This window comes from Mesorhizobium sp. M1A.F.Ca.IN.020.03.2.1 (assembly GCF_004023205.1).
In the GTDB taxonomy this organism is placed as follows: Bacteria; Pseudomonadota; Alphaproteobacteria; order Rhizobiales; family Rhizobiaceae; genus Mesorhizobium.
Map to the genome: position 1 here is coordinate 1 of NZ_RZSV01000172.1, position 12467 is coordinate 12467.

17 protein-coding genes and 2 pseudogenes are annotated in these 12467 nt (G+C 59.4%); 8 read left to right on the plus strand and 11 right to left on the minus strand.

Features of this window, described 5'->3' with window-relative positions; translation table 11 throughout:
- From EOA79_RS23030 to EOA79_RS23040, 3 genes are all read right to left on the minus strand, one after another.
- Nucleotides 1–1211, minus strand: a 1211-nt coding sequence (locus tag EOA79_RS23030) for an ABC transporter substrate-binding protein (protein WP_164893922.1), incomplete at its 3' end; no start/stop codon positions are given.
- 117 nt (nt 1212–1328) lie between these two features.
- Nucleotides 1329–1682, minus strand: a complete 354-nt coding sequence (locus EOA79_RS23035; RefSeq protein WP_095781418.1) for a Rieske (2Fe-2S) protein — start codon at nt 1680–1682, stop codon at nt 1329–1331.
- Nucleotides 1683–1693: 11 nt separating this feature from the next.
- Nucleotides 1694–2776 (minus strand): amidohydrolase family protein, encoded by a 1083-nt coding sequence (locus EOA79_RS23040; RefSeq protein WP_095781417.1) that lies wholly within the window; start codon nt 2774–2776, stop codon nt 1694–1696.
- 130 nt (nt 2777–2906) lie between these two features.
- Here EOA79_RS23040 and EOA79_RS23045 point away from each other — a divergent pair, with 130 nt between their 5' ends.
- Both EOA79_RS23045 and EOA79_RS23050 read left to right on the plus strand, forming a co-directional pair.
- On the plus strand, nt 2907–3764 hold the full coding sequence (locus tag EOA79_RS23045) for a LysR family transcriptional regulator (protein ID WP_127240632.1): 858 nt from the start codon (nt 2907–2909) through the stop codon (nt 3762–3764).
- 87 nt (nt 3765–3851) lie between these two features.
- Entirely contained in the window at nt 3852–4931 is a 1080-nt protein-coding gene (locus tag EOA79_RS23050; protein WP_127240631.1) for a hybrid-cluster NAD(P)-dependent oxidoreductase, read from the plus strand.
- Nucleotides 4932–5018: 87 nt separating this feature from the next.
- Here the strand turns inward: EOA79_RS23050 and EOA79_RS23055 are convergent.
- A pseudogene (locus tag EOA79_RS23055) lies at nt 5019–5150 on the minus strand (MFS transporter); the annotation flags it as partial.
- Nucleotides 5151–5171: 21 nt separating this feature from the next.
- Between EOA79_RS23055 and EOA79_RS23060 the strand changes: the two are divergent.
- Together EOA79_RS23060 and EOA79_RS23065 are read left to right on the plus strand one after the other, a co-directional pair.
- Nucleotides 5172–5429: pseudogene (locus EOA79_RS23060) on the plus strand (multicopper oxidase domain-containing protein).
- Nucleotides 5426–5992: a cytochrome c gene (locus tag EOA79_RS23065; protein ID WP_127240630.1), complete on the plus strand. Its 567-nt coding sequence runs from the start codon at nt 5426–5428 to the stop codon at nt 5990–5992. Before EOA79_RS23060 ends, EOA79_RS23065 begins: the two are co-directional and overlap by 4 nt.
- A 314-nt stretch (nt 5993–6306) precedes the next feature.
- On the opposite strand, the gene EOA79_RS23070 is transcribed toward EOA79_RS23065, so the two are convergent.
- From EOA79_RS23070 to EOA79_RS23080, 3 genes are all read right to left on the minus strand, one after another.
- Nucleotides 6307–6453 (minus strand): hypothetical protein, encoded by a 147-nt coding sequence (locus tag EOA79_RS23070; RefSeq protein ID WP_281009321.1) that lies wholly within the window; start codon nt 6451–6453, stop codon nt 6307–6309.
- A 416-nt stretch (nt 6454–6869) separates the two neighbouring features.
- Nucleotides 6870–7487: a methyltransferase domain-containing protein gene (locus EOA79_RS23075; protein WP_127240629.1), complete on the minus strand. Its 618-nt coding sequence runs from the start codon at nt 7485–7487 to the stop codon at nt 6870–6872.
- A gap of 114 nt (nt 7488–7601) precedes the next feature.
- Entirely contained in the window at nt 7602–7886 is a 285-nt protein-coding gene (locus EOA79_RS23080) for a YMGG-like glycine zipper-containing protein (protein ID WP_127240638.1), read from the minus strand.
- Between the two features lie 643 nt (nt 7887–8529).
- Between EOA79_RS23080 and EOA79_RS23085 the strand changes: the two genes are divergently transcribed.
- Both EOA79_RS23085 and EOA79_RS23090 read left to right on the plus strand, forming a co-directional pair.
- Nucleotides 8530–8850, plus strand: coding sequence for a helix-turn-helix transcriptional regulator (locus tag EOA79_RS23085; RefSeq protein WP_245460791.1), 321 nt, complete (start codon nt 8530–8532; stop codon nt 8848–8850).
- Between the two features lie 66 nt (nt 8851–8916).
- Nucleotides 8917–9117 (plus strand): hypothetical protein, encoded by a 201-nt coding sequence (locus EOA79_RS23090; protein WP_127335113.1) that lies wholly within the window; start codon nt 8917–8919, stop codon nt 9115–9117.
- Nucleotides 9118–9125: 8 nt separating this feature from the next.
- On the opposite strand, the gene EOA79_RS33230 is transcribed toward EOA79_RS23090, so the two are convergent.
- Complete coding sequence (locus EOA79_RS33230) at nt 9126–9428, minus strand: hypothetical protein (protein ID WP_245489918.1); 303 nt, start codon at nt 9426–9428, stop codon at nt 9126–9128.
- Between the two features lie 129 nt (nt 9429–9557).
- A complete protein-coding gene (locus EOA79_RS23100; RefSeq protein ID WP_128293300.1) occupies nt 9558–9938 on the minus strand; it encodes a cytochrome c family protein in 381 nt (126 codons plus the stop codon).
- 203 nt (nt 9939–10141) lie between these two features.
- Between EOA79_RS23100 and EOA79_RS23105 the strand changes: the two genes are divergently transcribed.
- A complete protein-coding gene (locus tag EOA79_RS23105) occupies nt 10142–10594 on the plus strand; it encodes a MucR family transcriptional regulator (RefSeq protein ID WP_127216593.1) in 453 nt (150 codons plus the stop codon).
- A 242-nt stretch (nt 10595–10836) separates the two neighbouring features.
- On the plus strand, nt 10837–11124 hold the full coding sequence (locus EOA79_RS23110; RefSeq protein WP_245460854.1) for a hypothetical protein: 288 nt from the start codon (nt 10837–10839) through the stop codon (nt 11122–11124).
- Nucleotides 11125–11183: 59 nt separating this feature from the next.
- Here the strand turns inward: EOA79_RS23110 and EOA79_RS33725 are convergent, their stop codons facing one another.
- Nucleotides 11184–11477, minus strand: coding sequence for a PilZ domain-containing protein (locus EOA79_RS33725; protein WP_127335365.1), 294 nt, complete (start codon nt 11475–11477; stop codon nt 11184–11186).
- A gap of 132 nt (nt 11478–11609) precedes the next feature.
- Entirely contained in the window at nt 11610–12116 is a 507-nt protein-coding gene (locus tag EOA79_RS23120; protein ID WP_128293302.1) for a hypothetical protein, read from the minus strand.
- Nucleotides 12117–12467: the final 351 nt, after the last annotated feature.

Here is a 12467-nt window from a genome sequence, read left to right on the forward strand (position 1 = left end):
ATGCCGCACTGTGCGGCGGTCTCGCGAATGAGCGCCCCCGCGTCCACCGCACCTGCGAAAGCGGCATCGGCAACCGAGAGATCAACCTTTAGCTTTTCCATTCCCGCCTTCTTCAAATAATGGCGGGCTTTTTCAGGATCGAAACGGTGTTGCGGCTCCGGGTTCTTGTAAAACTTGATCGCCGGCGCGATCGGACTGTCATTGGCAACGGTGGCATGTCCGAGGAAGATTTTGTCAGCGATCTCTTGACGGTCGATCGCCCACTTCATTGCCATGCGGACGTCCGGATTGTCGAAGGGTGCCATAGTGACGTTCATCGGCAAGGTATAGTGGCCGTAGCCGGTGACTTCGATGATCTCGATTTTTGGATTGCGTTTCAGCATGCCGAGTGTCTTCAGATCGGCGCGGCCAATGTAATCCACTTCCCCGGTGGAGAGGGCAGCCATGCGTGCCGCCAAATCAGTAATGGCGATGAACTCCACCTCGTCCAAGTAAGGCTTGCCGTTCTTGAAATAGTTCGGATTGCGCTTGAGCTTGGCCGAAACCCCAGGCTGGAAATTCTCGAGCACGAATGCGCCGGTTCGTGTTCCTGATGCCCAATCCGCCTTCCCGTCCACGCTCGGCATGATGACGAAATGATAGTCGCTCATGATATAAGGGAAATCGGCGTTGCCGCTTTTGAGGGTAAAGACAACCGTTTCTGGGCCATCCGCCTTGATGTCGGAAACGGATTCAAGCAGAGACTTCGCCGCCGATTTGGTATCGACACCCATGTGATACCGCATAGAGGTCACGACATCTTCCGCCGTCACATTCTTGCCGTTATGGAAGGTGACGCCCTTGCGCAGCTTGAAAACCCACGTTTTGGCCCCATTGGAAGATTCGAAGCTCTCGGCCAAGTCCGGCTGTATGCCACCCTTGGCGTCGACCTCCGTGAGGCCGTTGGACATAGCGCCTGAAAAGGCCGTTTGCGTGAAGGTATCCGGATAGCCGGCCGGATCGATGGAATCTGTCGTCGCGCCATGCGCCATGCCAAGTTTGGCGAAGCCGCCTTGCTGCGGTTGTGCCCGCGCTGCGGTGACGAAGATCTGGTCGGAGGCAGCGACGGTCAGACCCGCGGCTAGTCCCAAATGGATGAAGTCGCGGCGGGAAACCTTGCCGCGCCCGATCAGACTTTGCGCGACGCGAAATTTGTACTCAGATTCAGACATTTCCGTTCTCCCATTTGCGGATTTTCCGCTATTTTTTTGAACCCATTCAAGTCAGCCGGTCAGGCCTTTTTCCGCTGGTTCCGTCTCCCTGCACCGGGCTGCTGATCGTTTTGACCCTCACGCCGTCACATAAATGTTGCCGTCCTCAACTGTGACCGGGAATGTTCGCGCACGCACAGTTGGGTCGACGAGTGCGGAACCCGTCTTGATGTCGAACTCCCAGCCGTGCCAGGCGCAGCGCACGATCTCGTTTTCTCGATGATAGATGAACCGCGCATCCTCGACCGGCGCGGTCGTCCCGCATTGCGGCCCCTCACAGAGGGGCGCACCGCGATGCGGACAGATGTTGAGCAGCGCATGGAAGCTCTCTCCGATCCGGAACACACCCACCGAAAGGCTCCGGACTTTGGCAATGACAGGTGTCCCGGCTTCGATCTCGTCAACGCGGCAGATGAAGGTTTTCTCGCCCATATTCTGCTCCGTCAGGCAGCGTTCGCGGTCAGGATGGCAGGAATGCGCTTGTAGACCTCGAGCGCATTCTGCCCCATCACCTTCGCTTTCCAGGAAGGCGGAATGTGGAGCGTATTGGCGTCGTCATAGTCCCAGTGCGGATAGTCTGACGCAAACATCAGCGTGTTCTCGCCATCCATCGCTTCCAGAATGGACCACAGATGCTGCACGTTGGCTGGCTGCTCCAGCGGCTGTGTTGAGAAGCGGATATTACGGCGGCAATATTCCGATGGCAGCATCTTGAGCCATGGCGTTTCTTTACGCAGCGCCTTGTAGTCCGCGTCGAGGCGCCACAGCACCGTCGGCACCCATGCGACGCCGCATTCGATCACGACGAAATAGAGTTCTGGCCATTTCTCAAAGACGCCGTGAGCGATCATGCTGGCGACATGGCTGATCGCCGACATGTGCAGGATGGCGTGCGTTTCCCAGAAGAAAGTAGTGGGGGCAGGCGCGACGGCGTTCCAGTTGACACCTCCGTGCCCGCCGAGGTGAATCGCGAACGGCAATCCCATTTCCGCGCAGGCTTCATAGATCGGGTGGTAGAAGGGATCACCATACGGCTTCACTGAGCCTTGGGAGGCTAGAACCTGGACCATGCGAGGATGATTGCCCAGCCGACGGATTTCAGCGGCCGCCAGCTTTGGATCCTGGGGCGCAATGACGATCGAACCCATGAAGCGATTGTCCTTCGGCAACCACTCCGCGATCTGATAGTCATTGTAGGCACTGACCAGGGCACTAGCGTAATACGGGTTTGCCAACGTTGAGGCTTCAATGGGCTCGTCGCCGGTCAGGACTGCCACCCCGACATTATACTTGTCGAGATGTTTTTCCTTCATAATCCGGTAGTTGTCCGCCTCGGTCTCGGGCCGCACATCTTTTCGGGAGAAATCCTGCGGATGAAACCAGGGGCGATGGCCGTGTGGGAAAGATCCTTTGGGGCCAGTCTTCTCGCCCTCGATGAACATGTCCTTCCAGATGCCCGAAAGATACGGCTCCAAAACCGTGGCGCTTGACCAGTAGTTGTGACAATCGCAGTCGACGATAAACACTTTAGCTTCGCTCCCTGTCTGGCTTAGCCGCGCCTAGCCGTTTACTGCCTCCACCTTCCGCCTTGACAATTCCCGGATCAAGCCAATGATCTCTGGCTAATGATCGGCTTTTTCGATTAAGGCGTGCTGCATGCAGTTGGACCACATCGAGACGTTCCTCGACATCATTGAATCGCGCAACTTCAACCGGACTGCGGACCGGCTGAACATTACTCAGTCTACGGTGAGTTCTCGGATCAAGGGTCTGGAAAGCGCGGTTGGGTCAGAGCTTTTCCATCGTGGTCGTGCTGGCGCTGAGCCGACCGCGGCAGGGCGACGTTTCGAAGCCTACGCGCGAGCGATGCTTTCGACATGGTCGCAAGCGCGCCATGACGTGCGCGCATTCAACCGGTTCGAAGGGACGCTACGTGTGGCCGCACAGGTTGGCATGACACGATCGGTGCTGCCTGGGTGGGTGGAGGCGCTCTGCCAGGTTCTTCCAAAGGCCTCGATTCATGTAGAGTCCGACTATTCCAATCAGATGGTGACCGATCTCAGCATGGGAAATCTCGACATAGCCGTGCTCTATGCACCCCGCTATCTTCCCGAAATTACTTATGCGCACCTCATGGTCGAGGAATATGTGATGGTCTCCACCGTTGCGAGGACGCTATCGGAGGTGAATCCTGACAGCTACATTCGCCCGGGGTACACCGTCGTACTCGAGAAAACCCATTCGGAACTGATCCCTGCCCTGGCAATTTCCAGGCTATCCATGGGATCCGAAAGCTTGGCCGAGGCGATGCTGCGACGAACCGGGGGGAGCTGTTACATGCGCAACGACGATGCCCGCAGGTTCACGGCCGAGGTCCCGTCGTTCCTGGTCGAGGGCGCCCCGACGCTTTACCAGCCCGTCCATACGGCCATGCTCGCCCGGCGCAAGCATGAGCCGATCATCCGCAAGGGGCTTCGTGCGCTCCAGCTCGCGGTGATGTCGCTCGAAACATAGATCGGAATACCCGATCAAAAAGTAGGGCTCAACCCGCTGTTCCGCGAAGGCTTTGGATGGCATGTTGGCGCGTGACTGAGAGCCCAAATGAACGCACACACCTCGTTTCCGGCTTCTGAATTTGTTGCTGCGATGCGGCAGCGGCAATGGGCCGACTCATCGCCGCAGGCAATGGTCTGCCGTCGGGTGATCGACGAGACGCACGACGTGAAAACGTTTGTCTTTTCGGCTGCGTCAGACCGCATGTTCTGCTTCAATGCGGGACAATATGTGCTTGTTCGCCTGAGCATTGACGGGCTCAATGTGACGCGAGCCTACTCCGTCTCCTCTCCACCGACTCGACCACTTGATTTGCACATCACGGTAAAGCGTACACCTGGCGGGCTGGTTTCCAATTGGCTCCACGACAATCTGCGGTCCGGCGATGAAATCAAGATTGAAGGCCCCCTGGGTTCGTTCAAACTCGATGACGCTGCCAGCGAAAAGCCTCTCTTTCTTGCGGGCGGCAGCGGGATCACGCCTCTTATGTCGATGCTGCGAATGTTGACGGATCGAGCATCCGATCTGGACCTTCGGCTCATCTACAGCGTGCGGTCGCCACGCGATATCATCTTTAAATCGGAACTCGATGCACTCGCTGCCCGATTTCCCAACGTCGAGGTGACATTCCTTTGTTCCAAGGGAGATTCCTCGTGGGCAGGACCGAGTGGCCGGTTAAATGGCCCCCTGCTCCTGCGCCTTGTTCCCGATCTTGCCAATCGTACAGTCTACACTTGCGGCCCCGAACTCTACATGAAGGCAATACGAGCCAGTTTTGATGAAGTTGGTATTGAACCGCTGGCCTATTACGAGGAGAGCTTCGGAGGCTACGCTGGCGGTGCTGCTCCGGATGAAGCCTCTGCCATTTCGTCTTTTGTCCACTTCACCAAGTCTGGAATAGAGCATTGCTGCGCGCCCGGAGAGACCCTGCTGGATGCAGCGCGCAAATGTGGCGTCTATGTCCCCACCGCGTGCCAGCAAGGAGTTTGCGGCACTTGCCGAATAGCCAAGCTCTCCGGCGAAGTGTCGATGTGTGATCTTGGCGGGCTCACTTCCGAAGAGAAGTCTGCGGGTTATGTGCTGGCCTGTTGCAGCCGCGCGCAAGGCAATGTTTCAATCGATCTTTGACTCGGTCGAAATTCTAAGCGGCGATATGGCCAATGGCCTTAACATTTGGCGGCCCTGGCGGAGTGCCCCCGGTGCAGTGTCAGGGTGCGCCTTGGTATAGTCCTTCTCGCCCGGCAAAACGTCGGGGATTGTGGCCTGGAACGTCGGCGTGAAACCGGCTGAGGCCGACTGCAGGATGAAGATCAGGACATAGATCTGCCAAATCTCAGTGACCTACGGTCGGCGAGGACGCTCAGCATGATGACTTTCTTCTCCGAACCCTACATGAATCACCCGTTCCATCTCCACGGCACGCAGTTCAAGGTCGTGAGCGCGAGCGCGACGGCCAGGTCGCCAGATCGCCCTATCTGGCATGGAAGGACACGGTCAACGTAGCGCGAGGAGAAGACGGTGCGGCTCATCACGCGCCAGGAGCAGCCGGGTGCGCGCATGTATCACTGCCACATCCTCGAGCATGAGCAGCTCGGCATGATGGGCATTGTCAACGTGCGGGCATGAGAGGCCGCGCCGTTGTCGCGGCGGCGATGCTTTTGCTCGCCGGCTCGCTGACCTTTGCTCCGTCGCTGGCAGCGGGTTCGGGCGGTCCGATTGTGGCGGCGCGACAGGAATCGATGAAGGAAATGGCGGCCGCCGCGAAGTCGATAGCCGAGATGTTCGACGGCAAGCGCGCCTATGACGCCGCCGGCTTCAGGGCGGCTGCCGAAGCGCTGCGCGCCCGCACCGGCCGCGCCATGATCGCCGAATTCCCGGCCGGCACGCTGGGGGAGCGATCGTGGGCCAAGACGGAGATTGACCAGGCGCGGCTCGAATTCGAGTCGCTCGCCCGCCATATCGGCGATCTTGCGGACGCGCTGGCCGCTAAGGCCGACAACGCGCCGGCCGAGATCAGCGCCGACATGCGCATGGGAGCGGGACTGCCGATGGATGGCGGTAGCCTGCTCGGCAAGCACCCGGGTGCCGCCGAGGCCGAGCCGGCAAAAATGCCGGAGGAACATCTGCTGCACCTGATCCTGCAGGATTGCGCCAGCTGCCATTCGAAGTTCCGGCAAAAGGAGAAATAAAAGAGGCGCAAACGCATTGGTCATCACACCGGGCCGGACGTAGAACTCCCCGGCCCTCGCCCCATAGGACCATTGCTCTGTGCCATCATGTTCCGCAACGGCTTCCGCTCGCGCGAATCAGTGCCCGAGCCCTACGGTGTCGCCAGGACGTCCGCTTTCAGGAAAAGGCGAAATTCCTTCCCACGACCGCGATGGGCCGCGAAGTCTGCACTCTACCATCCTAAGCCCTTCGCTATAAGTGGCGACCCATACCGTTGGATTACGTCCTCTTGTCATCTCCATGACTGCTACGCCTCACGTGGTGGCCGCCGAATTTATCGCACAACCAGCAGAAGACGCCCACTGTTACGGATGAGTTCCGGCGCCAATATTGCGCGCTTGCCAGCGATCGCACTTCGCAAATCGTGCACGGAAGAGACCGGCTTGCGGTTGACCGCCACGATCATGTCGCCGGTCCGCAGCCCCGCTCTTGCCTAAGTGCCTGAATTCGCGATTGAGCTGAACAAAATTAATGGCCGCCGGCGCCGCCGGGACCGTTGAGAAATTGGAACCCAAAACAAGGAGTTTTTTGGAGACGGAGGACAGCAATGGACCGACAGACGTTTTCGCCGATCATTCCTTCCCTTGCTCCCGAGATGTCAGACCTTTCGCTCGACCGGCTCGACGCAGTTGCCCCGCTGCCTGGCGGCCCTTGCAATGATGACCACCGGCAGCTGGTCGAGCGACTGAGCGCGTGAGGCTAAGAAGGAGGGCAGACAGCCGTCAGCTCTGAACGGCGTTTGGCTTGGTCAAGGGCGGGCCGACGCCCGCTTCCTGGCGCGCTGGACTTTGTCGAAAAGCGAGAAGGCGCAGTCGCGGTTCGACGTTGGCACCGAAGCTAACTGCGCTTTTTCGCGAATGCCCACACCATTAGCGGGTACTCTTCGTCATTGCTGAGATCCCGCCACAGGCCGTAGGCCCGCACCGGCCCGCCGATATGCGCTCTCGCGCAGGCCTTGTTGCCCCAGCCGAAGACCTGCACGTCATTTTCTGCGAAGCCGCCCTCGATCATGACCTGCTTCAATCCCGCCGGCGTCCAGCGGTTGTAATCGTGCGGCCGGGCATGCACGCGGAACAGGAAAGGCGTCGCGACCATTGCCCATCCGCCTTGTTTGGTCATTGCATGGATGTTGGCCGCGGCCGCGAGCGGCCGCTGGACGTGCTCGAGCACCTGGTCGGCAATGACAATGGAAAATTGCTCGTCGGTGCGGTCCCGGCAGATGTCGAACTCGGGGAAATCAACCGAGCGGTAGTTGGGGCACATCGCCCGCCAGTAGCGGTTCCAGCCGGGTGAGATTTCGATGACGTCGCGGGATTTGCGATTGGCCGCTTCGAGGAAGGCCGTGAAGGCCTCGATCTGGCAAATGCGCAACCAGTTGCGGGAATCGTAGCCGATCAGCCGTTTCACCGCGCGCTTGCCACGGTCCTTCAGCGCGTCGGCAAGGGTCGTCGTCATCTCGACCTCCTCTGCAGCCCGCCTCAGAGACGGTTTTACAGCGAGAAGCGTACAAAAGGATGACGGAAGAGGGGAGCCGGCGCAGAAAACGCCGTCTCCCAGTCACTCAAAGGATCAATAATCGCCGTTGTAGTACCGGTCGTCGCAGGGCGCGGTGTAGATTTGGCCGTAGCGGTCCCGATAGCGGCAGAGCTGCTCGCCGCGGCGCTGCGGGGTCGTCGCGCTGCCGACGACGGCGCCGAGCAGCGCGCCGCTCGCCGCACCGATCACCGTCGACTTGGTGTTGCCGCCAATCGCCTGGCCGACCAGTGCGCCGCCAGCGCCGCCGATCAGCGCGCCGGTGGTGGCACGCTGCTGGCCCTCCGTTTGGGTCTCGCATCCGGCCAGTGCCGCGGTCATCAGCACCTTGTCATCGGTCGTGACGGCGGGCGCATGTCGGACCGTCAGTTTTGTGCCCGGATCATCCCCTCGGCACCAAAGATATGCTTTGGCCAATAACCGATAGCCCTCTGAAGTAAGCGCGGGCTTCGCTATGATGCGCTCGACGATCTCGCCAGTGTGCGCCATAGCTTGGTTCACCAGTTTGTCAGCCTTTTTGGTATAGATGCCACTCATAGCCTTGCTGGTGGCCCTTTCCGTGGCCCACCGGTGTTCGAACTCAGCGCCCAGCGCGAGCAGTTCGCGGTCCGGATGGTTCTCAGGCCTTGCATCCTGTGAGAATGAGATCGGACCGGGATAAGCCGAGGGTTTGACGTGAGCAACCCAACCTGGTTTATCGCCTGCCGGTGTCATGAAGCCGTTCATTGCTTCCGACAGTTCATGTGCAAGGCGAACGGCGCGCTCGTCTGGCGTCTCGACGGCCTGTGAGGCAAGAGCGCTTCCTGCGCCCGCTATGGCCGGCAGCGAGGCTAGGCCAGTCAGCAAAAGGCGGCGGTTCAGGTTAGCTGTAGGCAAAGCTCCGCCATCCGCCGGAGCGGTCATATTCTCAGACACTTTGGGTTGCCCCCCTTGGGCTCGCGGCGTGATTGCCGCAGAGGTAAGCGTGGCAAAACGTTTTATTGTCAATAAATTTTTTATATGTCTGGCAACAATTAACTGGATAAGCTACTTTGAGGGGACAATGGAAATGACGCCGGATCAATGCCGCGCCGCGCGCGCGCTCATCAAATGGAACCAGCAGCGCCTCGCCGATGCCGCCGGGATCGGAATTGCGACGCTCACCCTCTTCGAGACCGGCACCTCCGCACCGCGCAGTGCCACCGTAGAGGTGCTAGAACGCGCTCTACGCGATGCTGGCGTGGTTTTCCTTGAGGAAGGGGAAATGATCGATGGCGGCGCTGGCGTGAGGCTGAGGAAGCAATGAAGGCAGCCTTTCGGTTTGAGTGATCCCCGCCCCGCCGGGCGCGGTCGGAACTGAGGAGAAAAGGGTGTGTCCTTCAAAATCACCTATGAGCCTTTGAACCGGATTGCCGGTGTTCAGCCACAAATGGTCGAAAAAGAATCGGCCCGCGATGCGTGGATCGCCGTTGATGCGCTGATGAAAAGCGAGGAGCGCGTCACTATTTCCGAAGATGGCCAGCCTATGACGTGGCAAGAGCTTCGAGACCGGGCACGGGGATCTGCGAACTAAGGGCCAGCTCACGGACCAGCCGACTTACGGTTGAGATCCTTCGGGCTGGTGTCTGGCGAATATGTCAGCGTGATACGCCTGCCGCCGCAGACGGCGCATTTCATCTTCGGCTTCAAGTTCCATTCCATCGCCGGAGCATCAGCGCCGAACCGATTGCGGAGCGCTGGCAGATCGAGCTTTTGATGCCGATGGCAATCGAGGCAGCCGCCAGTGACCGACATGCCCGCGTCGATCAGCGCTTGGAGTGTCCAGTCGCTCATGCCGGCGATATAGGCAGCGAAATGAGAGAACGCCAGAAAGGCAGAGCCCACTCGCTTTGAGGGGGGGCGAGCGGGCTCCGGGGGGTGGACCCCGTCATCTCGTTGCCTGGGGTGGCGGGCATCTGTTTTGGAGTCAGCCGGCCAACCAGTCCTCTCGGGGCGAGCCGGCGGCCACAGGGCTTACTTGGAAAACTGTTTCAGGTAAGCGATGACGTTGGCTACGTCCTGATCGTTCTTGAGGCCGGGAAACGCCATCTTCGTTCCTTTGATCATCCCCCTCGGGTCCTGAAGATACTTTGTCAGCGTGGGCTCATCCCATTTGATGCCGGATTTTCCGGCCTCGTTCATGGCCATGGAATAAGTGAAACCGGGATGCGTGCCCGCCGTGCGCCCGATGACGCCGTGCAGAGACGGGCCGACCTTGTTCTGGTCCTGGTCTGCAATGTGGCAGACCTTGCACTTGGTGAAGACCTTCTCGCCTGCGGCGGCATCCTGCGCCCGCGAAGGGCTTGCGATGAAGATCGTGGCCGACGAGGCGATGAAAAGTGCGATTGCGCGCATGGCAGCATTCCTCCCTTAGAAGCTCGCGGGGTGAAGTTCCTGAACCATGGTCGCCCTGGCGTTCAACTCCGCCAGACGTAGGTTGCCGCGGCTAGAGCGAATCCTCACGGATCGGCAGTAAGAGCGTTGGCGTGTGTTCCAAGGTTGTAGTACACACCAACTTGCCACATTTGGCTCTAAATTCAGATCCTGGAGTGAATACCTTGACCGAACAAGATGAAGTTGAAGACATCGATCTAGTCGGACTGACGGCGGATGTTGTCTCAGCGTATGTGAGCAACAATCCCCTCCCCGTCAGCGGTCTAGCTGACCTCATTGCATCGATTCATTCGTCGTTGTCAGGCGTTCGCCAATCAAGCGACCCCGAGAAACCTGCTCGGGCGCCCGCGGTCAACCCGAAGCGATCGGTGTTCCCCGACTACATCATCTGCCTAGAGGACGGGAAACAGTTCAAATCGTTGAAGCGCCATCTCGACTTGCACTACGGGCTGACGCCCGACGAGTACCGGGCCAAGTGGGGGCTGAAGCCGGATTACCCGATGGTGGCGCCGAACTATGCGGCGCAGCGATCGGCGCTGGCGAAGGCGGCCGGGCTCGGGCGGAAGGCGCCGGCGAAGCAGGCGAAGGGCAATGGCAAAAAGCGCTCTCCGGGATGAACGCGGAGCCTTGCCAGTAACGACGCAAGGCCGTCGATGACAGCCGGTAGGCGGGTCGGTGGTTAAATGTGACGACTGTGGCGCATCCGGTCCGGTCTGCATCGACGAATTCAACGCCATCAAAAGCTGGAATCGTCGTCCCGCAACACCCGACCGGGATTGGAACTGAGCTAGTAACCGGCACTCATCTTCGCCAAGGTCACAGAATACCCGACCGGCGGGGCGCCGATAGGAATGTTTTGATGATCTGGATCCTTGTTGCGGCCGGTGCCCTTGCGCTGGCCGGCTTTGTTGCCCGCCCGGCAAACGCGCAAGAGACTTTCCATGGGTATGATTGCACCGATGACTGCTCGGGACACGAAGCCGGCTATGATTGGGCGGCAAGCAACGACATCATCGACGAGCGAGACTGCGATGGTGATAGCCAATCGTTCAACGAAGGCTGCCAAGCATACGTCGAAGAGCAAGCGGACGGTGCACCCCCGAACAGTCAACCCGACGATGAAAACGACGGGGACCGGGACGAATAGGAATCCAGCCTGCGAGCCGTGGGGCCGCGCCATTGTCGATCAGGTGCTGCCTTCGGCATTCAACCGCAATGGAACTTCGGCTTTGGCTCGGTACCCTCAAATTCGACGCCGACGCGGTCATTCTTTCGCCAACGAACGACAGCTTTGTAAGCGATCCCATCGACCGGAACGTAGAGCAGAAAGCGTGCTGGGATCTGAATGTCTGCGGCCAACCTCAGTTCGGCTCCTTGGGAGTGCTGATTGCGTAGTGAGCAGCTGATTTCCGAGTTTCGGAAACCAGTGATGATCGTTCCGCCCTTCAGCACGCGCGGGCGGTGTTCTCGACGGGGAGCGTCTGGAGGTGGGGTTTCCATAGGCTTACAACGTGAACGGCCTTCCAGTGCTCCGTCGAGCCGAAAATTATGGCTCAAGCAGGGCGGGACCATTGAGCGCCCAACCTGCTCACAATTCCCTCGTCAGGCTGGGTGTCGGCGGCAGTCCTTTTCCTATTTGTAGGCAAACTTGTAGACCGCTCGATTGGTGTCGTCGGTGACGCGAACCCATTCGGTCTCGTCTCGCCTGTCCTGTACGGTTCGGCCGGTCACCCATTCAGCGGCTGCTTTCGGTGAGGTGGTCCTCGCGTAGGCAACAGAGACCGCTTCCAACCCTGACATCATTTCAACGGTGTAGCTGTTCATTGGATAGCTCTTCCATAAAGGGCTTTCAAAGGTCTGAGGACCAAGAGCCCGCTCGCTGAGGGGACAAGCGGCGCTCCAGGGGTCTCTGCTACCCAATGGCGCGATCCTCTTGGCATCGCGCCGCGAAGCCAAACCTGCCGACTGGCGGAAATGTTCCGATGCGACCGAAGTCGGATGGTCTGACGCTTTGGTCCCTACGCTGAAACCAAATCCTCGCGATAACATTGGATGGAACCGGCGGGGAAATGCGCCACCTTCCTCGTCGGCAACCGCTAGATCGATGCCCGCCATCCCGTTGCCCGGGGTGACGGGCATCGTGTTTTCAGCATCCTTGTCCGGTCGCCGCTTCTCTGTTCAGATTGGGAAATAAATGGAGCAGAGGTCGCACATGAAGGTCTATCGGGTGGAAGAGATGGATGGGGACAGCGTTGTGACTAGTCGTACCATCAACGCCAATACTCCATGGGTGGCAGCGGAAACAGCCACGGGCAGTGAGGTCACGGACCTACGCGGTGACGAACAGCGCTGGATCCGGGTCACGAATGAGGCAGACGGGGTTGTTAACAGGTACGCCTTCAAGTGATCTGATCGGCTGTTTGCCGGGCGAGCCGTTCTGCTCATCCATCAGGTGAACCTGAGGCGACCCGGCCTGTCGCGGGGTGGGTG

Coding starts and splice junctions, on each gene's coding strand:
- EOA79_RS23075 (WP_127240629.1), bottom strand. CDS start 7,487: ATGACGACGACCCTTGCCGACGCGCTGAAGGACCGTGGCAAGCGCGCG.
- EOA79_RS23050 (WP_127240631.1), top strand. CDS start 3,852: ATGAACGCACACACCTCGTTTCCGGCTTCTGAATTTGTTGCTGCGATG.
- EOA79_RS23110 (WP_245460854.1), top strand. CDS start 10,837: ATGATCTGGATCCTTGTTGCGGCCGGTGCCCTTGCGCTGGCCGGCTTT.
- EOA79_RS23065 (WP_127240630.1), top strand. CDS start 5,426: ATGAGAGGCCGCGCCGTTGTCGCGGCGGCGATGCTTTTGCTCGCCGGC.
- EOA79_RS23045 (WP_127240632.1), top strand. CDS start 2,907: ATGCAGTTGGACCACATCGAGACGTTCCTCGACATCATTGAATCGCGC.
- EOA79_RS23100 (WP_128293300.1), bottom strand. CDS start 9,938: ATGCGCGCAATCGCACTTTTCATCGCCTCGTCGGCCACGATCTTCATC.
- EOA79_RS23035 (WP_095781418.1), bottom strand. CDS start 1,682: ATGGGCGAGAAAACCTTCATCTGCCGCGTTGACGAGATCGAAGCCGGG.
- EOA79_RS33725 (WP_127335365.1), bottom strand. CDS start 11,477: ATGGAAACCCCACCTCCAGACGCTCCCCGTCGAGAACACCGCCCGCGC.
- EOA79_RS23080 (WP_127240638.1), bottom strand. CDS start 7,886: ATGACCGCGGCACTGGCCGGATGCGAGACCCAAACGGAGGGCCAGCAG.
- EOA79_RS23120 (WP_128293302.1), bottom strand. CDS start 12,116: ATGCCCGTCACCCCGGGCAACGGGATGGCGGGCATCGATCTAGCGGTT.